This is a genomic window from Crystallibacter permensis (assembly GCF_025960875.1).
GTDB classification, from domain to species: Bacteria; Actinomycetota; Actinomycetes; order Actinomycetales; family Micrococcaceae; genus Crystallibacter; species Crystallibacter permensis.
Genome location: NZ_JAODLR010000037.1, coordinates 1 through 21,909 on the forward strand (window position 1 = coordinate 1; position 21,909 = coordinate 21,909).

General features: G+C 64.8%; 20 protein-coding genes. 7 read left to right on the forward strand and 13 right to left on the reverse strand.

Annotated elements, in window-relative coordinates:
- Positions 1 to 79: 79 nt before the first annotated feature.
- The 8 genes from B0G38_RS22395 to B0G38_RS22430 all read right to left on the reverse strand — a co-directional run bounded on the left by B0G38_RS22395 (position 80) and on the right by B0G38_RS22430 (position 8,339).
- Positions 80 to 853, reverse strand: coding sequence for a Rieske 2Fe-2S domain-containing protein (locus B0G38_RS22395; RefSeq protein WP_319801282.1), 774 nt, complete (start codon positions 851 to 853; stop codon positions 80 to 82).
- Positions 854 to 1,132: 279 nt separating this feature from the next.
- Positions 1,133 to 2,356 carry a benzoate/H(+) symporter BenE family transporter gene (locus tag B0G38_RS22400; protein ID WP_264671515.1) on the reverse strand — a complete coding sequence of 408 codons (1,224 nt, stop codon included), beginning with the start codon at positions 2,354 to 2,356 and terminating at the stop codon, positions 1,133 to 1,135.
- A gap of 153 nt (positions 2,357 to 2,509) precedes the next feature.
- The gene (gene rbsD / locus B0G38_RS22405) at positions 2,510 to 2,890 is read right to left on the reverse strand and encodes a D-ribose pyranase (protein ID WP_264671516.1); all 381 of its coding nucleotides are present in this window, start codon (positions 2,888 to 2,890) and stop codon (positions 2,510 to 2,512) included.
- On the reverse strand, positions 2,887 to 3,843 hold the full coding sequence (locus B0G38_RS22410) for a ribokinase (RefSeq protein WP_264671517.1): 957 nt from the start codon (positions 3,841 to 3,843) through the stop codon (positions 2,887 to 2,889). Before B0G38_RS22410 ends, rbsD begins: the two co-directional genes overlap by 4 nt.
- Positions 3,840 to 4,781, reverse strand: coding sequence for a substrate-binding domain-containing protein (locus tag B0G38_RS22415; protein ID WP_264671518.1), 942 nt, complete (start codon positions 4,779 to 4,781; stop codon positions 3,840 to 3,842). Before B0G38_RS22415 ends, B0G38_RS22410 begins: the two co-directional genes overlap by 4 nt.
- A gap of 43 nt (positions 4,782 to 4,824) precedes the next feature.
- Positions 4,825 to 5,796: an ABC transporter permease gene (locus B0G38_RS22420; protein ID WP_264671519.1), complete on the reverse strand. Its 972-nt coding sequence runs from the start codon at positions 5,794 to 5,796 to the stop codon at positions 4,825 to 4,827.
- 12 nt (positions 5,797 to 5,808) lie between these two features.
- On the reverse strand, positions 5,809 to 7,326 hold the full coding sequence (locus tag B0G38_RS22425; protein WP_264671520.1) for a sugar ABC transporter ATP-binding protein: 1,518 nt from the start codon (positions 7,324 to 7,326) through the stop codon (positions 5,809 to 5,811).
- On the reverse strand, positions 7,323 to 8,339 hold the full coding sequence (locus tag B0G38_RS22430; protein WP_264671521.1) for a LacI family DNA-binding transcriptional regulator: 1,017 nt from the start codon (positions 8,337 to 8,339) through the stop codon (positions 7,323 to 7,325). The genes B0G38_RS22425 and B0G38_RS22430 overlap by 4 nt, the downstream gene beginning before the upstream one ends.
- Positions 8,340 to 8,666: 327 nt before the next feature.
- Here B0G38_RS22430 and B0G38_RS22435 point away from each other — a divergent pair, with 327 nt between their 5' ends.
- Positions 8,667 to 10,319, forward strand: a complete 1,653-nt coding sequence (locus B0G38_RS22435; protein WP_264671522.1) for an amidohydrolase — start codon at positions 8,667 to 8,669, stop codon at positions 10,317 to 10,319.
- 128 nt (positions 10,320 to 10,447) lie between these two features.
- Positions 10,448 to 11,824: an NAD-dependent succinate-semialdehyde dehydrogenase gene (locus tag B0G38_RS22440; protein WP_264671523.1), complete on the forward strand. Its 1,377-nt coding sequence runs from the start codon at positions 10,448 to 10,450 to the stop codon at positions 11,822 to 11,824.
- A gap of 325 nt (positions 11,825 to 12,149) precedes the next feature.
- On the opposite strand, the gene B0G38_RS22445 is transcribed toward B0G38_RS22440, so the two are convergent.
- From B0G38_RS22445 to B0G38_RS22465, 5 genes are read right to left on the reverse strand one after another with little or no spacing between them, the layout of a single operon-like run.
- Complete coding sequence (locus B0G38_RS22445; RefSeq protein WP_264671524.1) at positions 12,150 to 12,947, reverse strand: IclR family transcriptional regulator; 798 nt, start codon at positions 12,945 to 12,947, stop codon at positions 12,150 to 12,152.
- Positions 12,948 to 12,955: 8 nt separating this feature from the next.
- A complete protein-coding gene (gene kduI, locus B0G38_RS22450; RefSeq protein WP_264671525.1) occupies positions 12,956 to 13,789 on the reverse strand; it encodes a 5-dehydro-4-deoxy-D-glucuronate isomerase in 834 nt (277 codons plus the stop codon).
- Positions 13,790 to 13,811: 22 nt separating this feature from the next.
- The gene (locus B0G38_RS22455) at positions 13,812 to 15,119 is read right to left on the reverse strand and encodes a TRAP transporter large permease (protein ID WP_319801283.1); all 1,308 of its coding nucleotides are present in this window, start codon (positions 15,117 to 15,119) and stop codon (positions 13,812 to 13,814) included.
- A complete protein-coding gene (locus B0G38_RS22460; RefSeq protein ID WP_264671526.1) occupies positions 15,116 to 15,649 on the reverse strand; it encodes a TRAP transporter small permease in 534 nt (177 codons plus the stop codon). The genes B0G38_RS22455 and B0G38_RS22460 overlap by 4 nt, the downstream gene beginning before the upstream one ends.
- Positions 15,649 to 16,656 (reverse strand): TRAP transporter substrate-binding protein, encoded by a 1,008-nt coding sequence (locus B0G38_RS22465; RefSeq protein ID WP_264671527.1) that lies wholly within the window; start codon positions 16,654 to 16,656, stop codon positions 15,649 to 15,651. The genes B0G38_RS22460 and B0G38_RS22465 overlap by 1 nt, the downstream gene beginning before the upstream one ends.
- Positions 16,657 to 16,810: 154 nt before the next feature.
- Between B0G38_RS22465 and B0G38_RS22470 the strand changes: the two genes are divergently transcribed.
- The 5 genes from B0G38_RS22470 to yidC all read left to right on the forward strand — a co-directional run.
- The gene (locus B0G38_RS22470; protein WP_264671528.1) at positions 16,811 to 17,842 is read left to right on the forward strand and encodes a zinc-dependent alcohol dehydrogenase; all 1,032 of its coding nucleotides are present in this window, start codon (positions 16,811 to 16,813) and stop codon (positions 17,840 to 17,842) included.
- Positions 17,839 to 18,594, forward strand: coding sequence for an SDR family oxidoreductase (locus tag B0G38_RS22475; protein WP_264671529.1), 756 nt, complete (start codon positions 17,839 to 17,841; stop codon positions 18,592 to 18,594). Before B0G38_RS22470 ends, B0G38_RS22475 begins: the two co-directional genes overlap by 4 nt.
- Positions 18,591 to 19,220 carry a bifunctional 4-hydroxy-2-oxoglutarate aldolase/2-dehydro-3-deoxy-phosphogluconate aldolase gene (locus tag B0G38_RS22480; RefSeq protein ID WP_264671530.1) on the forward strand — a complete coding sequence of 210 codons (630 nt, stop codon included), beginning with the start codon at positions 18,591 to 18,593 and terminating at the stop codon, positions 19,218 to 19,220. The genes B0G38_RS22475 and B0G38_RS22480 overlap by 4 nt, the downstream gene beginning before the upstream one ends.
- Positions 19,217 to 20,158 (forward strand): sugar kinase, encoded by a 942-nt coding sequence (locus tag B0G38_RS22485; protein ID WP_264671531.1) that lies wholly within the window; start codon positions 19,217 to 19,219, stop codon positions 20,156 to 20,158. The genes B0G38_RS22480 and B0G38_RS22485 overlap by 4 nt, the downstream gene beginning before the upstream one ends.
- Positions 20,159 to 20,860: 702 nt before the next feature.
- Positions 20,861 to 21,909 (forward strand): membrane protein insertase YidC (gene yidC / locus B0G38_RS22490; RefSeq protein WP_264671532.1); only part of this gene is annotated, 1,049 nt, incomplete at its 3' end.

Here is a 21,909-nt window from a genome sequence, read left to right on the forward strand (position 1 = left end):
CTCTTCAACTCCTTGCATGAATCCAGTCTTAACGAGGCAGGAAAATATTCCAGCAGGCGCGCCTTAAACCCCCCCAAAATTATTCAGCGCATTCCCAGGTACCCGCGTCCATCGCCTTCGTCTCGTTGCTGGACTCGCCCGCGGTCCGGCGGGCAGTCGTCGCGGCGTAGTTCCAGTGCGTGGCGGAGACATGGTACCCGTCGGCACCGTTCTCGGCCTGGACCTTCCAGTTCCCGTCATAGGTGTAGGTCGAAGCGCCGCGCAGCACCTCCAGCCCTTCCGGCGACTGGTCCACGATCATGTCCATGATCTTGGTGGAATCGCCCAGATGCTCCTCGAGCGGCTTCACGTCTTCCTTCAGGGAGCCGAAGAGGAAGCCTCGGTAGGACTCGAAACGGGCGACCTTGGTCAGGTCATGCGAGCCGTCCTTGTTGAACTGCTCGGGGTAGCCGGCGTCGCGGGAGTCCTTGACCTTGAGCAGTTTGCCCTTGTTGTTGAACGTCCAGCCGTGGAACGGGCAGGTGAAGTTGTTGCGGTTATCCGTCTTGCGCCGGCACAGCATCGCGCCGCGGTGGCTGCAGGCGTTGACCAGGCAGTTCAGCTCGCCGTCCTTGGACCGGGAAAGGACCACCGGGGTCCGGCCGATGTACGTGGTGAAGTAATCGCCCACGTTGGGGATCTGGCTCTCGTGCGCCAGGTACACCCAGTTGCCCTCGAAGATGTGCTTCATCTCGAGCTCAAAGATCTCTTCATCCGTGAAGATACTCCGCTTCGCCCGGTGGATCCCGTTCTCGTGATCCTCGATCAGGGCGTCCTCAAGGTGGGTGCGGATGCTATCCAGGGTTTCGGTCATGGTCACTCCATTCAACGTTGGGCGTCGTTGCCCGGCGGGCCTCTTGGCTGCCGGCCTAAATCCGATAACCCACCCTCGCAGTACTGTGACCTGCGTCGCACCAGACATTTGCCTAGTCACGGCTAGGGGGTTCAGCAAGACCCCTGGCGTCCTAAAACCGCCGCCAATTGTCTGAATCTTTTCGCTCCGGAATCCCGCGGAAAACCGGGCTTATTTCCGCATTGGAAAAGACAACAGGCCCCGGCGGCCGAAGCTTCCGGAGCCCGCATCGTTGCGTGCTCAGGCCTGAACCTTGGCGCGTCTACGCAGAACCAGGTAGGACACCGTTCCGGCCAGGCAGCCCCAGAACGGCGACACGATGCCCCACGGGGCAACGCCCGACGCCGTCACCACCAGGGTGATCAGCGCAGCTTCCAGGACAGCCGGCGAGGCATGGTCGGCCGTCACGGTGTCCTTGAAGGACCCCTGCAGCGCACCGATCAGGGCCACCCCGGCCAAGGCGGTGAGCATCTCCCCCGGGATCACGGCGAACAGCGCCACGATGGCCGTGCTGAAGGTGCCGAACACCAGATAGAACAAGCCGCAGAAAACCCCGGCGATGTAGCGGCGCCGCGGATCCGGGTGGGCCTCGGGACCGGCGCAAATACCGGCCGTGATGGCGGCGAGGTTGATGGCATGGGAGCCGAACGGGGCGAACAGCACAGACGCCACGCCGGACGCGCCGAGCAGCAGCTTGTCGTTCGGCTCGTAACCGCTGGCGTGCATCATCGCCAGCCCCGGCCCGTTCTGGCCTGCCATCGTGACAATCAGCAGCGGTATCGAAATGCCCATGATCGCCGTCGCGTTGAACGTGGGCATGGTCCACAACGGCCCGGCCAGCGAGAGGGACAGCTGCGGCGCGGCAAGCTCCCCGGTGGAGATGGCAAGAACGACGCCGGCAAACAGCGCCACGAAAACCGCATACCGCGGCAGGAAGCGCTTGCCCGCCAGATAGGCAAGGACCAGGCCGCCGGCCACCAATGGGGAGGCGATCACGGCCGAGGCCGCATTGACCACGAAGGGCAGCAGCACGCCAGCCAGGACGCCTGCGAGGATGGGTTTCGGCACTGCGGCCAGCAGCTTGCCGAAGAGCCCGGTGACGCCGAGGACGGTGCCCAGGATGCCCGCGACAATATAAGCGCCGACGGCATCGGAGTAGGAGTAGTCGCCGAGCGCCGTCAGCAGCAGCGCGGCCCCCGGAACGGACCAGGCCACCATCACCGGCTGGCGCGTGAACAGGCTCAGCACCGTACACACCAGTCCGCTGGCAATGGACACCGCCCACACCCAGGAGATGGTCTGCTCGGGAGTCAGCCCCGCGCTTTTTGCCGCTTCGAGCACCACCAGCAGGGGCCCGGCGTAGGACACGGCCACGGCGATCAGCCCGGCCAGCACGGCCGAGAGCGACATCGCGGAGCGGTGGGTCAGGCGGGAAGAATCAGTCGTAGTGTTTGCCAGCGCCATAATGTTGCAGACACTATCCGACGGCTGTGGCGCGGCCAACAACTACCCGGCCGATCCTGCGGATCCGCGTAACATCCTAGGCAATTGCCGTAGCCAACCCGGACATTACGGCGGCGGCTCACCCGCCGTCGTTGGTTTCAATATGCGTTGCTCTTAGAACGGTACGCCGCAGCGCAGCACCACGTTGGCGTAGGGCGTGGCTTCGCCGGTGCGGATGATCAGGGCGGCCTGCGGGAGCAGGGCCTTCAACTCCTCGTGGTCGATGAGACCGGGCTGCAGGCCGCGCTGCTCCAGCCAGCCCAGCACCTCCGGGCCGGTTTCGGCCGCCGCGGTGCTCGCCTCGACTTCGAGCTCGGCCAGCACCGCGTCCAGGACCTCGGTGAACCGGGGAATCCCCCGCACCAGCGCGAGGTCAACCACGGGGCCGGCGGCCGGCAGGGGCAACCCGCAGTCCGCGATCACTACCAGATGCCCGTGGCCCAGCCGGGACAGCCCGGCATTGAGCGCCGGATTCAGGATGCCTGTCTTCTTCACCGTTGCTCCGCTCCTTCGGTTTCAGTGCCGTGGCTGAAGGCCGGCAGCTCATCGGCCAGCGTCGGATACGAAGGCTGCGCCCCGGACGCCTGCACTGCGAAGGCTCCGACCCGCGCGGCGAAACGGGCGGCCGCCACAAGGTCTTCGCCGCGGGACAGGGCAGCGGCAAGGGCACCGGTGAACGCGTCGCCGGCACCAGTTGTATCCACAGCCCTAACCTTCGGCGCCGGAACAGCGGTGACGGAAGCGCCGCCGTCGTCCGTTGTTTCTCCGACCAAGGCACCCGCGGCACCCACGGTCATGACCACGGACCGCACCCCGGCGGCGAGGAGCCCTCGGACCAGGTCCTCGTGGCCGTTGCCGGCGGGCTGCCCGCCCAGGCCGGTCAGCGCGAGCTCGCCTTCGTGTTCGTTGACCACCAGCGGATCGGCGGCACGGACCACTGCCGGATCCAGCTCAACCACGGGGGCCAGGTTCAGCATGACCCGCCCGGTGGCCAGGGCCGCCGCGGCCTCGATGCCGGCGCGCGGAATCTCCCCCTGCAGCAGCACGATCTCCGCCGAGGCGATCAGCCCGCGCTGGCTTTCGACGGCGGCCCTGCCCATGGTCCCGTTGGCACCGGGGATCACCACAATGGTGTTTTCGCCGTGTCGGTCCACCTCTACCAGGGCCACGCCCGTGGAGCCGTCCGGATACACCAGGCCCGTGAGGTTGACGCCGGCGGCGCGGAGGCCGGAGAGGGCAATGTCCGCATAGGCGTCATTGCCCACAGCGCCTACCAGCGCCGTTGCCGCTCCCAGCTGGGCCGCGGCAACGGCCTGGTTGGCGCCCTTACCGCCGGGCAGAACTGCCATCGATTCGCCCAGCAGCGTTTCGCCGGGATTCGGATGGCGGTCAAGGCGGATCAGCAGATCCGCGTTGATGGATCCCACGACGACGGTCAGGCCGTTCACTTGATGAATTCCTCCACATTTTCCTCGTTCACGGTGGTCACCGGGACCGGCACGTTGGATTCGACGGTTTCGCCGGCCAGCAGCTGCGCCATCAGTTCCACCGAGCGCTTGCCCAGCTCGGACGGCTGCTGGGCGATGGTCGCGGTCATGGTGCCGGCTTGGATCGCGGCGAGGGCGTCTTCGGTACCGTCGAAGCCGACCACGCTGACCTCTGTGCCGGCCTTGTCGCCCAGGGCCTGGATGGCGCCGAGGGCCATCTCGTCATTCTCCGCGAAGATGCCGGTCACATCGGGGTTGGCCTGGAGCAGGTTGGTGGCCACGTCCAGTGCCTGTGCACGATCGAAGTTGGCGGTCTGCTTGGCCACCACCTCGATGTCCGGGTAGGCCTTGATGCCTTCTTCGAAACCGGCGCCGCGGTCGCGGCTGGCGGAGGTTCCGGCCACGCCCTGGAGCACGATCACCTTGCCCTTTTCGCCCATGGCCTTGGCCAGCTCGTCCGCGGCCTGCTTCCCGCCGGCGACGTTGTCGCTGGAGACCAGGGAGGCGATCTCGGCGCCATTGACCGCACGGTCCACCGCGATGACGGGGATGTCGTTTTCCAGCAGCGGGTTGACCGCGGCGGCCGCCGAGTCCGAATCCACCGGGTTGATGATGACGCCCTGCACCCCGCTGGTCGCGGCGGTGGCCAACTGGTTGGTCTGGGTGGCCGAATCGTTCTGCGCGTCGACCACTTCCAGCGTCATGCCTGCTGCCTCGGCGGCCTCGGTGGCGCCGTCGCGCAGGTCGACGAAGAACGGGTTGTTGAGGGTGGAGACGGCCAGGGTGACCTTCTCACCGGAGGCGCCCTCTTCGCCGCGGTTGCAGCCGGTGGCTCCCAGCGCCACGGTCAGGCCCAGTGCCAGCACGGCGGTGCTGCGCTTGAAAGACGTGAACTTCATTGTTTTGGATCCTTCTCTAGTGATTGTTCGGTTGGTTCGAGTGTCAGTGGATGGTGTTCTTGCGGCGCAGGACGTCGATCCCCACGGCCAGCGCGATGACCAGGCCGATCACCACCTGCTGCCAGAACGAGGACACGTTGAGCAGGTTCAGGCCGTTGCGGATGACCACCAGGACCAGGGCGCCCACGAGCGTGCCGGAGATCCGGCCGACGCCGCCGGCCAGGGAGGCACCGCCAATAACGACGGCGGCGATCGCGTCCAGTTCGTAGCCCACCGCTGCCTGCGGCTGGGCCGAGTCCAGCCGGCCGGAGAGCAGCATGCCGGCCAGGCCGGCGAACAGTCCGGAAAGGGCGAAGACAATGACCAGCACCTTCTGGACCGGGATGCCGGAGAGCCGCGCGGCTTCGGTGTTGCCGCCGACGGCGTACATGTAGCGGCCGATCACGGTGCGGTTGAGCAGGAACGCGGCGACCAGCCCGGCGACCACCAGCACCACAATGGGCATCGGAATCGGCCCGATGTTGCTGCCCAGGAACGAGACCTGGTCGGCGGTCCGCACGGGCCGGCCGTCCGAAATCACCAGCGTCAGCCCGCGCGCCACGCTGAGCATGGCCAGCGTGGCGATGAAGGATGGCAGCCGGCCGTAGGCCGTGGCCATACCGCTGGCCGCACCGCAGGCCGCTCCGGTCAGGAGCCCGCCCAGCAGCGCAACCCAGCCGTTCAGGCCGGCGGTGGTGAACATCGAGGCGGAGACCATCGCGGACAGCGCCGCCACCGATCCCACCGAGAGGTCGATCCCGGCCGCCACGATCACGAACGTCATGCCGAATGCCAGCACGGCAATAGTGGAGGCCTGGATGCCGATGTTGAGCATGTTCCCGGCGGTGAGGAAGTCCGGCGTCGCAATAAACAGCGCCAGGCAGAGCACCAGCAGCCCGACCAGCGCCCCATTGTTCGCCAGGAACTTCTTGATGTCCAGGTGTTGGCGCTTCTCGGCCTTCACAGCAGTAGTCATGTTCTTAGTCCCTTAACTCTTGTCTTCCAAGTCCCGCACCACGTCCCGGACGGCCAGTGTCATGACCTTGTCCTGGGTGGCGTCTTCTGCTGCCAGTTCGCCGGAGAGATGCCCGCCGCTCATCACCAGGATCCTGTCGCTCATGCCGAGCACCTCCGGCAGTTCGCTGGAGACCATCAGTACTGCGCCGCCGGCGGCTGTCACCGAGTTGATCAGCTCGTAGATTTCCACCTTGGCGCCGACGTCGACGCCACGGGTGGGCTCGTCGAGCAGGAGGACCTTAGCTCCGGCCGCGATCCAGCGGCCGAACACGGCCTTCTGCTGGTTGCCGCCCGAGAGCGAGCGCACCGTCTGGTCAAGCCCGCTCATCCGGATGCGCAGCTTGCCTGCCACATCCTGTGCCTTGTCCCGCTGGCCCTTGAAGTCCACCAGACCGCCCTTGGCGGTGCTGGCCAGGGTGGCGTAGCCAATGTTCTCGTTCACGGAGGCGTCCAGCACCAGGCCCTGGACCTTGCGGTCTTCGGGCACATGCCCCAGTCCAGCCTTGATCCCGGCGCCGATGTTGTGCCGCGGGATTCTCCGCCCCCTGATGATGACGCTGCCCGAGTCATACGGATCCACGCCCGCGACGGCGCGGACTACTTCCGTCCGTCCCGCGCCCACCAGGCCAGCAAGGCCCACCACCTCGCCGGCGTGGACCGTGAAGCTCATATTGTTGACCAGGCCCTTGATGGACAGCCCCTCTACGTGCAGCAGCGGCTCGGACGGACCGGTGTATTCGCGGCGGCGCGGAAACTGCTGGCTGATATCGCGGCCCACCATAAGGCGGACCAGTTCCGGTTCCGCGGTGTCCGCAGGGACTTCGGCGACAAACTTGCCGTCGCGCAGCACCGAGACGGAGTCGCCCACTTCGGCAATCTCATCGAGGTGGTGGCTGATGAACACCATGCCCACGCCGCGCTCGCGCAGATCGTGCACCACGCTGAACAAGGCGGCGATCTCGCGCCGGGTGAGGGCCGCCGTCGGCTCGTCCAGAATCAGCATGCGGGCATCAAGGCTGAGGGCCTTGGCGATCTCCACCAACTGCTGCCTGGCGATGCCCAGCTCCCCCACGGGCTGGTCCAGGTCGATGTCCAGGCCGATCAGGTCCAGGGCCGCGCGGGCCTGCTTGCGCAGCGCCGGGCGGTCCACCATGCCGAACCGTTTGAGGAAACGGCCCATCATGATATTCTCGGCGACCGACATGGTCGGCACGAGGTTCAGTTCCTGGTGGATGGTGGCGATGCCGGCCGCTTCCGATGCATTGGTGTCGCGGAACTTGACCGGCTCGCCGTCGAGCAGGATCCGTCCGCCGTCGGGCTGGTAGACCCCGGCCATCATTTTGATCAGCGTGGATTTGCCGGCACCGTTTTCGCCGAGCAGCACCTGGACCTTGCCCGGGTGGACGCTGACGGTCACCTCGTCGATGACCTGCACGGGCCCGAAGGATTTGCTGATTTTATCCAGCGTCAGAATCGGCTGTCCGTTCATCGGTTGACTCCAGTCTTTACAGGTCCGGTTGATTTGCGCACCATCAGGCGGGTCGGCAGGACAACCGGCTCCGGTTCCTCTCCGGCGATCACTTGGTGCAGCAGCCGGACGGCCGTGCGGCCCATTTCGTCCGCGTCCTGCGCGATCAGCGTCAGTGCCGGACGCATGATGGCAAAGGCATCGATGTCGTCGTAGCCGACCAGGGAGAGGTCCTCGCCGATGCGAATGCCCAGTTCCTGGCAGATCCTGACGGCCCCCATGGTCATCAGGCCGTCCGCGGCGATCAAGGCGGTGGGCGCGTTGGAGAGTTCCAGGAGCTGCCGGGCACCCGCCGCCCCGCTGCCCGCCTGGAAGTCACCGAAAACCACCAGTTCCGGATCCTGCTCCAGTCCGCATGCCAAGGTCGCAGCCTGGAACGCCGCGAAGCGTTCCCTGCCGGTGGAGGCGGACCGCGGCCCGGAAATATAACCGATCCTGCGGTGGGCCAGCTCCGCTAGATGCTGCACCGCCTCGCCCATGCCGCTGGAATTATCTGCCGTCACGCTGGGCAGATCGATACCGTCAATCACCCGGTCCACGAATACGGCCGGCAGACCACTCGAAGCCAGCATCTCCACATTGGCGTTGTCCCCGCCCTGTGGCACCAGGATCAGCCCGTCGACCCGCTGCGCCAGCAGTACGTCCAGGTAGCGGTTCTGCTGCTCAACGCTTTCATTGGCGTTGGCCAGCAGAGTGATCAGTCCAAGTTCAAGCGCCTGCTGCTCCGCGGCATGGGCAAGGTCGGCGAAGAAGGGGTTCCGGACGTCGGAGATCAGCAGTCCAATGGTGCTGGTGCGGGTGGAGCGCAGCGAGCGTGCCTGCGCGTTCGGGCGAAAGCCGAGCTCGGCGACAGCCTGCTCCACGCGTTCCCGCGAAAGTGCGGAAGTTGCCGGATTGCCGGACAGGACGCGGGAGGCCGTGGCCGGGGAAACACCCGCACGGGCCGCGACATCGCGGATCGTTACACCCCGCACCAGCAGCTCCCTTGCTTGTCAGTTCACGGAAAATACGGCCCTTGTGCGCCTCCACCACAAATTGGTGGAATCGATTCCATGAAATCGTTTCCACGAGTATGAAACACGTCACCATCCGGTGTCAACCGAACCGCTCCCAAGCGGCGAGCAACGGCAACTCCCAATTCCAAAATCTTTTGGGAGTTCGTTAGGAGTTCCCAAAGCCACAAACGGATGCGGGCTCATTCCCGGCGATCCACCTCACTGTGGAGGTAGTTCGCAGCATGCAACACTGGTAGCGGTACCGGGAGTCAGGCGAAAAAGCACTTTTCAGCTATCGGAGGGCCCATGCTGTTCGACACACTCTTCATCAACGGAATCATCCACACGCAGGACCCGTCCCGCCCCCGCGCCAGCGCGCTCGGGATCCATGCCGGCCGGATCATCAGCCTCGACGACGAGCTGCCAGCCCCGCACTTCCGCAGGGTTTACGACCTCGGCGGTGCCGCCGTCGTTCCCGGTTTCAATGATGCCCATTGCCACCTGTCCATGGTGGGGCTGGCCGAATTGCAGGTGGACCTGCGGCCGTCCGTTTGCCCGACGATGGAGGACCTGCTCGCCGCCGTTGGTGCTGCCTGCGCCGACGCTCCCGAGGGCGCCTGGGTCCAGGGCGCCGGCTACAACCAAAACTATCTGGACGGCCTGCACCCTACTGCGGAGCAGCTCGACGCCGTCAGCAACGGCCACCCGGTGTGGCTGATCCACAACTCCCGCCATATGGGCGTGGCCAACACTGCCGCTTTCGAAGCCGCCGGCTTCAGCGGTCGCCGTGGTGCTAAAGCGCCCGACGGCGGTGCCGTACCGATCGATGCGGACGGACGTGCCGTCGGGCTGCTGCAGGAGACGGCGCGTTCGCTGGTCACGGACCACATTCCCATTCCGACCGTCGACGACGTCGCCGCGATGGTGGAAGCCGGCAGCCGCACGGTGCTGCCGCTCGGCGTCACCAGCATCACCGAGCCGGGCCTGGGCGCTCCCGCACACATCGGCCACAGCCCCACCGACATCGCCGGTTACCAGGTCGCGCGCGATGCCGGGAAGCTGGGCGTGCGCGCCACGGTAATGCCCTACCTGACCACGCTGCATCCCCTGGACGGCTCAGGTGAAACAGGGGCTCCGTGGGGCCTGGATCTGGGCATCCGCAGCGGCCTGGGCGACGAGTGGCTGCGGATCGGGCCCACGAAGATTCTCTCCGACGGCTCGCTGATCGGCCGCAGCGCCTTCATGAGCCGTGACTATGCCCTCGACTCCCCTACTGAAACCGGCAACCGCGGGCTGCTGCAGTTCCCGCAGGAGATGCTGCGGCAACGCATCATCGGTGCCCACTGCGCAGGCTGGCAGGTGGCTACCCACGCCATCGGCGACGCGGCCCTGGATGTGGTGATGGACATCTTCGAGGAAGCCCAGCGGCTCTTCCCCCGCGAGGACGCCAGACACCGGATCGAGCACGTGTCAGTAGCCAGCGACGCGCAGATCCGCCGGATCAAGGAGTTGGGCCTGATCCCGGTGCCGCAGGGCCGGTTTGTCTTCGAACTGGGGGACGGCGCCGCCCAGGCCATGGGGCCGGAAAGGGTGAAGCTGACCTATCGGATCAAGGGTCTGCTTGATGCCGGCCTCGAGGTTCCGGCGAGCACGGACGCCCCGGTGGTGGAGGTGAACCCGATCCTGAACATCCACGACATGGTCAACCGCAAGACGGCTTCCGGCGCGGACTTCGTTCCCGCCGAGCGAATCACGGTGGCACAGGCGGTCCACGCCTACACCGTGGGCAGCGCCTATGCCGTCCACGAAGACCATGACAAGGGCACCCTGACACACGGCAAGCTCGCTGATTTCGTCGCCCTCTCCGAAGACCTGTACGCGGTTGCCCCGGAAAACATCAAGGACGTAATAGTCACCGCCACCGTGGTCGGCGGCGCAATGGTCCACGGCGAACTTTGAGAATCTGTGTGGCGCCCGCCACGCCCGAGCTTTCGAAGCCCGCGGTAAATCCGTAAACTCGGAGATTCAGGCGGTTGACGCCGCCGCACGGCCATCTTCCACGTCATCACCAACCAGCAGGAGAACACATGACTCTTTATGCCGTCACGAACCCGGCCACCGGTGAAACCGTCAAGGAATACCCCACGGCCACCGACGTCGAAATCCAAACAGCGTTGGAGCGCACGGACAGCGCCTTCCGGAAGTGGACCCGGAGCCCGCTGGAGGAGCGCGTGAAACTGCTCAACCGCGTCGCCGAACTCTATGAAGAGCGCCGCGACGAGTTGGCTGCCATCATCACCCGCGAAATGGGGAAGCCCGTGCGCCAGGCTGGCTTCGAGGTCGACATCGTCGCATCTATCTACCGCTACTACGCCGAGAACGGCCCCAAGTTCCTGGAAGACGAAGAGCTCGACGTCGCTGCCGGCGGCAAGGCTATAGTCCGCCGGGAAGGCCTCGGCGTCATCCTGGGCATCATGCCCTGGAACTACCCTTACTACCAGGTGGCCCGGTTCGCCGCGCCGAACCTGATGAACGGCAACACCATCCTGCTCAAGCACGCCCCGCAATGCCCGGAGTCTGCCCTGGCCATGGAACAGATCTTCAAGGATGCCGGCGCGCCCGAGGGTTCCTACGTCAATATCTTCGCCACCAACGAGCAGGTCGCCGACATCATCGCCGACCCGCGTGTGCAGGGCGTGTCCCTGACCGGTTCCGAGCGTGCCGGTGCTGCCGTGGCCGAAATCGCTGGCCGCAACCTGAAGAAGGTCGTGCTCGAGCTCGGCGGCTCGGACCCGTTCCTGCTGCTGGACACCAAGGACCTGGACAAGTCGGTCAAGACCGCCGTCTTCGGCCGCATGACGAACGGAGGCCAGGCCTGCAACGCCTCCAAGCGCTTCGTCGTGATGGAGGACATCTACGACGAATTCGTGGAGAAGTTCACCACCGCCCTCTCCGCCATCGCCCCCGGTGACCCGACCGATCCCAAGACCTACCTGGGCCCGCTGTCCTCGCAGGCCGCGGCTGACAACCTCGCCAAGCAGGTAGACTCCGCGGTCGCTGAAGGCGCCGTGGTCCGGACCGGCGGCGGCAAGGTCAGCCATGATTCTGCATTTTTCCAGCCGACCGTGCTGACCGATGTCACCCCGGACATGGCAGCCTTCCGCGAGGAGCTCTTCGGCCCCGTCGCCATGGTCTTCAAGGCGTCCTCCGAAGACGAAGCCATCCGGCTGGCCAACGATACGCCGTTCGGTCTCGGCGCCTCGATTCATACCAACGACGGCGAGAAAGCGCAGCGCATCGCCGATCAAATCGAGGCCGGCATGGTCTACATCAACGAGCCGGGCGGAACGGCGGCTGAACTGCCGTTCGGCGGCGTCAAGCGCTCCGGTATCGGCCGCGAACTGGGCAAGTACGGCATGGACGAGTTCGTGAACAAGAAGCTGGTCCGCACCTCGGCCCGCTAGAACGCATCGTGCGGCTCAGGCTGCACAACGGCGAAGTGGCAGGAAGACCTGCCTGGGCTTCCCGCCGCTTCACTGTCTGGATCGCGGAAAGGCACCCCTCCCTCCAGTGACCAACGGCCACAACGCGGAGGTCAGTCGGAAAATTCTACGGTCCGTTCCTGTTGCAAGCGGAGCGGTCTAAGGCGGTAACGCGAGCGCAATCTGGGCCGGTCAACGGGCATCATTTAGCCGCTGACCGGCCCCTGCCAATCGCGTAGACCTTTTGGTCAAGGCCTCAGCAGCCGAAACTGCGGCGGACCCACTCCTGTGTAGCGAACCTAAGGCACTAGGCGCTCGCGCGGTCGACCGAGGAACCAAGCGCCCGGGAGATCGCGTCCGCGGCGGCGACTGCCTGCGGTGCAAACTGCTCGATTGTGGAGCCGGGGTACTCAAGCTCAAGCGATGAGATCGACAGGCCATACTTCACTCGTCCGAGGTGATCCCGAATGGGAGCTGAGACGCACACCGTGCCGCGCTCATTCTCGCCGAGATCGAGCGCGTAACCGCGTTGACGCACGTTCGCGAGCTCTGTATGCAACTGCTCGCGATCGGTGATGGTCTTGTCGGTGCGGGGCGGCAGACCGACCTCGGCTACCAACTGGGCCACCTGCTCAGACGTCCAGCTCGAGAGCACAACCTTTCCCATGCCCGAGCAGTGCATCGGCATCGGCAATCCCACGCGCGAAGCCATCCGATAGGGCTTCGACGAGTCCTTACGGATGACGTACACCATCTCGAAACCGTTCACGACGCCGACGTGAACCGTGCAGTCGACTTCGCGTACGAGCTTCTCGACGATCGGCTCCGCGATGAAGGAGATGTCGAGCCGGGAGATGGCTCTGCCTGCAATGCCTAGGAGACGGGAGCCGGGGTGATAACCGCGATCGCTATCGCCGGTGATGAACTTCAACTCAGCCAGCGTCGCGAGAATACGGTGCACAGTGGCCTTGGGCAGCCCGGTCTCTTCGACGATGTCCGTGAAGCGGTCGTAGAGAATCGCAGCCTCGAGCACCCGCAACGTCTTCTCACTCGCGCCCATAGATGGCGCCGGGCTCGTGTCAAGCTCCTTGGGTTCCCCGGTCATGATCCGCATCATCTCATGTCGACAATCGCGACGCCATCCATGTCGTCGAAGGCCTGGTTCTCGCCGGCCATCGCCCACACGAACGAGTAGTTCGACGTTCCAACACCCGAATGGATTGACCACGACGGCGAAAGCACCAGTCCCCCGTCACCGACCAGCATGTGCCGGGTCTCGGACGGTTCGCCCATGAGGTGAACGACGCGGGCCTCCTCGGGTACATCGAAGTAGACGTAGAACTCGGTACGGCGGTCATGAGTATGCGCCGGCATCGTATTCCACATGCTGCCGGGGTGCAGCTGCGTGACCCCCATGACCACCTGACAGCTGCGCACGCCGTTCTCGTGAATGTACTGGTTGATGGTCCGGCGGTTCGAGGTCAGCGGATCGCCGAGCTCTCGGACGGTGCCCTGGCCGGGTTCGACGAGCGCCGTCGGGTAGGTTGCGTGCGCGGGCGCGGAGAAGCCATAGAAACGGGCAGGCGTCGCGGCGTCGTCGGACTCGAAGGAAACGTCCTTCACACCTCGGCCCAAGTACAGGCACGCACCGGTGGCCATCACATGGCGTTCACCATCGGCATGGACAGCACCCGCCCCTCCAATGTTGACGATGCCAATCTCGCGGTGATCGAGGAACTGCTCACTACGAATCTCCGGCATGGCCTCGAGCGCGAGCGGTGCGTCAGTCGGCATAGCGCCGACCGCGACCACGCGATCGTAGTGGGTGACGACGGTGCGCACACTGCCGGGGATGAAGAGGTCCTCGACGAGATAGCGATCACGCAGCTGCTGCTGGGTGGATCCGGGAATCTGCTCGGGAGAAGTAGGGCTGTAAACGGCGGTCATGTATTTCCTTCCAATGGGAGAGTCAGAGCAGGCCCATGAGGCCAGGGAGCCACAGGGAAAGCTGGGGGACGAAGACGATGACGAACAGCAGCGCGATGAGCACAACAAGGAACGGCATCAGTTTGGCGATAACCGGCTCAAGCTTGACCTTCGCCACCTGAGTACCGACGAACAGCACGGGTGCCGACGGCGGCGAGATCACCGCGATCGAGAGATTGAAGACCATCACGATTCCGAAGTGCACCGGGTCGATGCCGTAGGAGACCGCAATCGGCAGGAAGATCGGAGTGAAAATAAGGATCGCCGGCGTCGGGTCCAGCGGGATGCCGATCAACAGCAGCACGAGCATCATGATCAGCAGCACGACGACCTTCGAGTCGGTCCACCCGAACAGTGACTCGGCGATCAGCTGCGGCAGCCGTGCGTAGGTCATGACATAGGACATGATCGTCGACACCGCAATCAGGAAGATGACGATCGCGCTGGTGCGGCAGGCGTCGAACAGGACTCGCGGCAGGTCCTTGACCGAGATGGTGCGGTAGAAGAACGAGAGCAGCAGCGAGTAGATCACGGCCACGGCCGAGCCCTCGGTCGGGGTGAAGAAGCCAGCGACGATACCTCCGATCGCCACCACGATCAGGCCGAGCGACGGAACAGCGCGCCCGAACGTAACCAGGAAGACCGGGAATTTGGGCCATGGCTCGCCCCGCAGCTCGGGGTGCCGACGAGCGTAGACAAACCCGACGGCCGCGCACGCGAGCGCCCACAGGATGCCGGGGATGTAGCCCGCGACGAACAGCGCGCCCAGCGACGTGCCGCCAGCAGCGAGTGAGTAGACAATAAGCGTGTTGCTGGGAGGGATCAGCATGCCGGCCGGGGCCGAGGCGATATTCGCCGCCGCGCTGAAGGCGCGGTCATAGCCTGCCTTCCGCTGCATTGGAGACATGGTGGAGCCGATGGCGGCGGCACTGGCGACGGCGGAACCGGACACGGAGCCGAAGATTGCGTTTGCGATGACGTTTGTCTGCACGAGCGGCGCCGGCGTGCGGCCCACGAGCACCCGTGCGAGATTGATGAGCCGCTCGGCAATACCGCCGTTGTTCATGATGACGCCGGCTAGGATGAAGAACGGGATGGCGAGCAGCGCGAACGAGTCAGCACCGCCGATCATTTGTTGTGCGGAGGTGATGGCGCCTCGCTCGACGTCCACGATCAGCAGCATGCACAGCGCCGACGGCAGTCCGAGCGCGATGGAGACAGGGGCTCCAATCGCGAGCAGCAAAGCTAGGCCGCCGATAAGGATGACGCTGATGGTACCGGGCTCAATCACAGCGATGCCGCCTCAAGGTCCTCGTCGTGATCCACGTGGCCGGCATAACGGCTTGAGAAGGTTTCGACGATGTGGATGGTCAGGTAAATGGTCAGCAGCACGCCGGAGATAGGCAGGGCGAGATAGAGCTGGCCCTGCGTGAGTGGCAGCAGCGGATTCTGCTGCCCCCATGCGAGCATGGACTGCTGGATACCGCCAAAGACCATCACGTACAGCACGAACGCGAGCGTTGTGAGGTAGGCGATAATGTCGGCGATTCGCTGAAACGGCACAGACAGTCGTGCGACCAGGAAATCCATGATGACGTCAGCCTTCTCGCCGACGGCGATGGCGATTCCGATCAGGCTCACCCACACGAACGTGTGTCGCGCCGCTTCCTCGGACCATGCGCTTGGCTGCCCGAGCACCAGGCGGGTGAAGACTTGCCAGGCCACGAGCAGCACCAGCAGCGCAAAGAGGGCGACGCAGGTTGTCCGGAGTGTGCCATCGAGCCACGCCCGTGCGGTCTTCTTGAGTTTCCCTGGTGCCATTAGCTGCGCGCCGCCTCGATGGCGTCGTAAACCGTCTGTGCGACCTCGGACGTGACAAGCTCCTCATGCAGCGGGCGCGTCGCCTCGCGGAACAGCTCGGTGTCGACCTCGCTGAACTCCGCACCGGCCTCCTCAGCCGCGGCGGCTGCTTCCTCGGCGGCGGCACCGAACAGCTCGAGCTCGGTGTCGACCGACGTCGTGAGCAGCTCCTCGAAGATCGCGCGGTCTTCCTCGGAGATGCCATCCCAGACGTTCGGGCTCGTGACCAGGTAGTCGGGCATCATCAGATGCTCAGTTCGCGAGTAGTAGGGGGCAATCTCATCATGCGAAAGCGCCGAGTAGATAAGCTCGTTGTTCTCTGCGCCGTCGAGCACGCCTGACTGGATTGCGGTGTAAACCTCGCCCTGCGCCATTGGCGAACCAACGCCGCCCATGAGTTCCATCATGCGTACGTTCGTATCCGAACCGATAACCCGGATCTTCTGACCCGAGAGGTCGGCGGGTGTCTCAACGGGGCCAACGCTCGAGTACACATTGCGTACGCCACCGTGATACGCGGAGAGCACCTGGATGTTGTCATCCAGCAGCGTGTCGTACAGCTCGCCTGCAACCTCACGGTCGTTGAGCACGCTCATTTGGTGCTCGGGCGACTCGTACAGATAGGGCAGGTTCACGACCGAGAAGTCCGATTCGAAGTTCTCAAGCAAACTGCCGGCGACGACGGCGAAGTCGATTGTGCCCGACTGCACCTGTTCAATCGTGGCGGCCTGGTCGCCTAGCGTCTCATCGGCGTAGAGCTCCAGCGCATAGCGACCGTCAGTCTGGGCCTCGAGCTCCTCCGAGAGCTGCAGCAGCGCCTGAGCCTGCGGGTGGTTGATGTCCTGGTTGAATGCAACGCGGAGGACAGTCCCACCGCTGCCGTCTTCCGCGGAAGCGGAGCACGAGGCAAGTGCCATTGTGGTGATTACGGCTGCGCTGAGTACGCCCAGAATCCTTTTTCCCTGCATGAATTTCTCCTCGTCGAGTAATCGTGAACGATGTGTGACTTGCACCACCGGCGCAATCGAAGACTACTATAACCAGATAGAACTCGGTTGCGCCACACGGAACTTATGGTGGAACATGGTTCCATCAGACGTACACCGGACCGAAGAAGGAGAGATGGCATTGCGAGCAGCTAGATACATCGGCGATCAAAGGATCGAGGTGGGCAACGTTGAAGGCAAACCGCCTGCAGCCGGGGAGGTCGCCATCCGCGTGGCATACAACGGAATCTGCGGCACCGACCTGCACATCGTGCAAGGCCACATGGATACTCGAGTGGCCATGCCGGCAGTGATCGGCCACGAGATGAGCGGCATCATCAGCGCGATCGGCTCGGACGTGGAATCGCTGACGCCGGGACAGCCCGTCACTGTGATGCCGCTGCGTTGGTGCGGGGAATGCGCCTCCTGCCGCGCCGGCCACCAGCACATCTGCCAGCGTCTTGACTTCGTCGGCATCGACTCCCCCGGCGCGCTGCAGGAGCAGTGGACGGTGCCCGCATCCCTCGTGGTTCCGTTGCCCGAGGGTATCTCCCTTGAGCACGCCGCGCTCGTCGAGCCGCTCGCAGTAGCGGTGCACGACGTGCGGCGCTCGCGGCTCGTGGCGGGCGAGACCGCCGTCGTAATCGGTGGCGGGCCCATCGGCCAGCTCATCGCCGTCGTCGCTCGCGCCGAGGGTGCGGAGGTGGTCCTGGCTGAGCCGGACGCCGTCCGCCGCGCGTTCGCTGCACAACAGGGCGCCATCGTCGTCGATCCTATCGAGGGCGACCTCGCAGCCGTCGTCGAAGAGCGCACCAGCGGTGCCGGAGCCGACGTCGTTTTTGAGGTCGCGGGCACCCGCGGCACGGCGCTCGATGCCACGCGGCACGCTCGTACCCGCGGTCGCGTGGTATTCGTCGCGATCCACCCCGAGCCGGTGCCCGTGGATCTCCACCGCATCTTCTGGCGCGAACTCGAGGTGCTTGGCGCCCGCGTCTACGAGCGCGAGGACTTCGAGCGCGCCATCGAACTGCTCGCCTCCGGAGCCGTTCCAGCCGACGCGCTCATCACGCGCGTCGTGCCACTCGACGACGCCTCTGAAGCGTTCGAGGCACTGCTCGCGGCGTCCGCAATGAAAATCCTCGTCGACGTGCAGGGGGTACGGGCATGAGTGTCTCATTCGATCTCACCGGGACGACCGCCGTCGTCACCGGCGCCCGCCGCGGCATCGGCTTCGCGATGGCTGAGGGGCTCGCAATGGCCGGCGCCGACATCATCGCAGCATCCGCAAGCCAAGAGGCCGACGGCGGTGCAATCGGTGCGCGAGTACGCGAACTCGGACGCACTTTCGAGGGACATGCCGTCGACTTCCGGGACCGCGATGCCGTCGCCGCCTTCGGAGCGGCCGTGCGGGATCGCGCGGACATCCTGGTGAACAACGCCGGCACCATCCGCCGATCGCCCGCTGCCGAACATCCGCTCGAATGGTGGGACGAGGTGCTCGACGTAAACCTGCGCAACCAGTTCGTACTCACGCAGGCAGTTGCGGCCGGAATGCTCGAGCGCGGCTACGGTCGCATCGTCTTCACCGCGAGCCTGTTGAGCTTCCAAGGCGGCATCACCGTGCCGGGGTACACCGCGGCGAAGTCGGGCATTGCCGGTCTCGTGAAGGCGCTCAGCAATGAATGGTCCGCGCGGGGCGTCACGGTGAATGCGATCGCACCGGGCTACATCGCCACCGACAACACCGCGGCACTGCGCGCCGATGAGGATCGCTCGCAGGCTATCCTCGATCGCATCCCAGCCGGACGCTGGGGCAGTGCCGAGGATCTGCAGGGCGCGACAGTCTTCCTCGCCAGCCCGTCGGCCGCCTACGTCACCGGCGTCACGCTGCCGGTCGACGGCGGATGGATGGCACGATGATGCTCGAGCTAAGCGGCGTTGTCCCGCTCGCAACTGTCGACGACGACGCGGCCGCCGATGTGATCGCCGACGGCCTCGTCGCCGGCGGCCTGCCGGTACTCGAGGTCGCGCTGCGCAACCCTTACGGGATGGCGGCGATCGAGCGCATCGCCGCGCGAGGCGACGTGCTTGTCGGCGCCGGCACCGTCCTCAATCGCGAGCAATTGCGCCGTGCACTCGACGTCGGCGCAGCATTTGTCGTCGCGCCGGGTCTTGATGAGGAAGTCGTCGAAGCCGCGCTCACCGCGGGTGTGCCGGTGCTGCCCGGGGTGATGACGCCAAGTGACATACAACGCGGCATTAGCCTCGGACTTGAACGGCTCAAGCTTTTCCCCGCGGGCGCCGTGGGCGGGCTTGTGCTCGTCAACGCGCTGGCACCGGTCTTTCCAGGAGTGCGCTTCATGCCCAGCGGAGGAGTGAACACCGCGAATCTCGGCGAGTATCTGGCGCATCCGGCCGTTTTCGCGGCAAGTGGCTCGTGGATCGCTGGGCCCGCGCGTGTCGCGGCAGGCGCCGAGGCAGTCGCCGAGGCAGCGCGGGAGGCGGTCGCGGTTCGAGCCAAGGCAACCCTGAGGGCCGGGCGATGAGCGTCGTCGCGCTTGGTGAGTCGCTGGGACTGCTTGTCGCCTCCCGCATCGGCAGGCTTGAGCTCGTGCCGACGATGGATCTAGGCTTCGGCGGTGCCGAGAGCAACGTCGCGATTGGCCTGGCGCGCCTAGGCGTGCCCGTGACCTGGATGGGTCGCGTCGGTGACGACGCGCTCGGCCGCCTCATCGAGCGACAGCTTCGGGCCGAGGGCGTCAGCGCGGCGACGACCCTCGATCCGACGGCGCCCACCGCCCTCATGTTGAAGGAGCGTCCGGCGGCGGGCTCCAGCGCCGTCTCGTACTACCGTGCAGGCAGCGCAGGCTCCCGGCTCACCCCGGAGCACATCGACGTCGCCCGCATTCGGGAGGCTCGTATCCTGCACATCACCGGCATCACGGCCGCGCTTGGTGCTGGCCCGCGCGCTGCGCTGGACGCCGCGATTGACGCCGCGATCGACGGCGGTACAATCGTCTCGTTCGACGTGAATCACCGCTCGCGGCTGTGGAGCCACGCAACGGCAGCCTTCGCGTACCGTGAGATCGCGGCCCGCGCCGATGTCGTCTTCGCCGGCGATGATGAGGCGGAACTACTCACCGGTGAGCGCGAGCCGGCCGCGCAGGCCGCGGCGATTATCGAACTGGGCCCAACGCAGGCGATCGTAAAGCTCGGAGCTGAGGGCGCGTATGCGCTTGCCGATGGCCGCGCCGCGGAACAGTCGGCATTCCCCGTGCACGCTGTTGACACAGTCGGCGCCGGGGACGCGTTCGTCGCTGGCTATCTGGCCGAGCTCCTCGCTGGCGCCTCGCTAGCTGAGCGTCTCCGCACTGCCGCTGCCTGCGGCGCGGTCGCCTGCACTGCGCCTGGCGACTGGGAAGCAGCCGCCGACCGTGCCGCGATCGCGCGACTGCTTGGAGCCGGCGACCCCGTGCAACGCTGACGTTCCGGTGCCCAGGATGTGCTACGGTTCTTCCTTTACGTCCGGGTCCAGTGGCGCGGTGAAGGAGGGAAGCTGCGAATCAGGGGCATCTTTAGGCAGGATGGCCGAAAATAATGAAACCGAACGAGTCATTTGGTACACCGAAGCCAGTTGCGATTGCCGCGCAGGCTCCGGCTGGTAGTTTGCCGTAACGGGGACAAACCAGTGTCCCAGCCACGCGGGCACTCTAGGCCGGATGGATAACTGCAGGAGTCCTTCGGGTCTAACCACGGAGGGGCAGGGGGCACTGCACTCGGCCCCTCCGTGGTCTTGGCTCAGGCTTGGAAAAGGCTCGACGGCTAGTTCCTAAAGTCTCCCGATTGCGATTGGTGTGCCCGAGACGCCGGGGCTCCCATGGTTAGTCATCCTTTGTGAATAGGACGGTCGCGGTGTCCATATTTTCCGTCGGATTTTGTCCTGAGAGCCTGAAACCGCAGACCCGTGGTGCTCTCCTCCGGTTCCTCGTCCCAATCGTCTGCCCGGTCAGCCTGGATTAGAGCGAAAGCGCTTGGAGCATTCCGAAGTGCTGATTCCAGTTTGAGTTAGGCTCCCGGTATGAAACCTCCTGTCGGTCATCGCGGATAACTGGAAAACCAGATCCGCAGCTGGCTGCCTGGTCTAATGAAGAAGGCCGCGCTGCGGCCCGACGAGTAGGGATACTGCATGGAATTCCTCGAAACAATCCTGTTTCCCTTCAAGTGGTTTGTATCGATCATCCTGGTGGGCTTCCATGAAGGGCTAAGCTTCATCGGCCTCCCTGCGGCTTCGGGCTGGACTTGGACTCTGTCCATCATTGGCCTCGTGCTAGTGATCAGAGCGGCGCTCATTCCCATCTTCGTGAAACAAATCAAAGCGCAGCGCAACATGCAACTGCTGCAACCTGACCTGAAGAAACTGCAGGACAAGTACAAGGGCAAGACCGACCAGTTGTCCCGCCAGGCCAGGGCACAGGAACAAATGGCCATGTACAAGAAGCACGGCACTAACCCATTCTCGGCGTGCTTGCCGATGCTGATTCAAATGCCGTTCTTCTTCGCCCTCTTTACTATGCTCGCCGGTGTCGCTACCGCTTCCCAAGAGGGCAAGGGAATCGGGGCGATGAGCCACGAACAGGTCCAGCAGTTCGAAGAGTCTACAATTTTCGGCGCTCCATTATCGGCGGCGCTGCTGCACGGCGGCTTTGAGAACGTTGCGGTCACGGTCCTGACCATCGTAATGATCCTGGCGATGACGGGCTCGCAATTCATCACGCAGAAACAGATCATGGCAAGAAACATGTCGGAAGAAGCCATGGCCAGCCCATTTATGCGCCAGCAAAAGATGATGCTTTATACCCTGCCCGTCGTCTTCGGCATCGGTGGTATCAACTTCCCCATTGGCGTTCTCATCTACTGGACCACCACCAATCTCTGGACCATGGCGCAGCAGTTCTTCGTGATCCGCCGCATGCCGGCCCCTGGATCCCCCGCAGCCAAGGCTCTCGAAGCACGCCGTGCTGCCAAAGGACTCCCGGCCCTCCCTAACCCGGGGAACAAAACGGGCGAAAATAAGGCGGAGTCGGCCGCTTCGACTGAAGATGCGCCAGCGAGGCTGCAGCGCGTCCAACCCCAACGTAAGGGTTACGTCCCGCTGAGTGGTGGAGTTTCTCGACACCGTGCAGGTCAGTTCTCTGATTATGCTGCAGCGAGTTCGGGAAGCAAAATCGCCTCCTC

What these genes read in the sequence shown, in the direction of transcription:
- B0G38_RS22475 (WP_264671529.1), top strand. Translation starts at nt 17,839, where the DNA reads ATGAGTGTCTCATTCGATCTCACCGGGACGACCGCCGTCGTCACCGGC.
- B0G38_RS22460 (WP_264671526.1), bottom strand. Translation starts at nt 15,649, where the DNA reads ATGGCACCAGGGAAACTCAAGAAGACCGCACGGGCGTGGCTCGATGGC.
- B0G38_RS22465 (WP_264671527.1), bottom strand. Translation starts at nt 16,656, where the DNA reads ATGCAGGGAAAAAGGATTCTGGGCGTACTCAGCGCAGCCGTAATCACC.
- B0G38_RS22395 (WP_319801282.1), bottom strand. Translation starts at nt 853, where the DNA reads ATGACCGAAACCCTGGATAGCATCCGCACCCACCTTGAGGACGCCCTG.
- B0G38_RS22485 (WP_264671531.1), top strand. Translation starts at nt 19,217, where the DNA reads ATGAGCGTCGTCGCGCTTGGTGAGTCGCTGGGACTGCTTGTCGCCTCC.
- B0G38_RS22435 (WP_264671522.1), top strand. Translation starts at nt 8,667, where the DNA reads ATGCTGTTCGACACACTCTTCATCAACGGAATCATCCACACGCAGGAC.
- kduI (WP_264671525.1), bottom strand. Translation starts at nt 13,789, where the DNA reads ATGACCGCCGTTTACAGCCCTACTTCTCCCGAGCAGATTCCCGGATCC.
- B0G38_RS22445 (WP_264671524.1), bottom strand. Translation starts at nt 12,947, where the DNA reads ATGACCGGGGAACCCAAGGAGCTTGACACGAGCCCGGCGCCATCTATG.
- B0G38_RS22480 (WP_264671530.1), top strand. Translation starts at nt 18,591, where the DNA reads ATGATGCTCGAGCTAAGCGGCGTTGTCCCGCTCGCAACTGTCGACGAC.
- B0G38_RS22440 (WP_264671523.1), top strand. Translation starts at nt 10,448, where the DNA reads ATGACTCTTTATGCCGTCACGAACCCGGCCACCGGTGAAACCGTCAAG.
- B0G38_RS22470 (WP_264671528.1), top strand. Translation starts at nt 16,811, where the DNA reads ATGGCATTGCGAGCAGCTAGATACATCGGCGATCAAAGGATCGAGGTG.
- B0G38_RS22420 (WP_264671519.1), bottom strand. Translation starts at nt 5,796, where the DNA reads ATGACTACTGCTGTGAAGGCCGAGAAGCGCCAACACCTGGACATCAAG.
- B0G38_RS22425 (WP_264671520.1), bottom strand. Translation starts at nt 7,326, where the DNA reads ATGAACGGACAGCCGATTCTGACGCTGGATAAAATCAGCAAATCCTTC.
- B0G38_RS22415 (WP_264671518.1), bottom strand. Translation starts at nt 4,781, where the DNA reads ATGAAGTTCACGTCTTTCAAGCGCAGCACCGCCGTGCTGGCACTGGGC.
- B0G38_RS22400 (WP_264671515.1), bottom strand. Translation starts at nt 2,356, where the DNA reads ATGGCGCTGGCAAACACTACGACTGATTCTTCCCGCCTGACCCACCGC.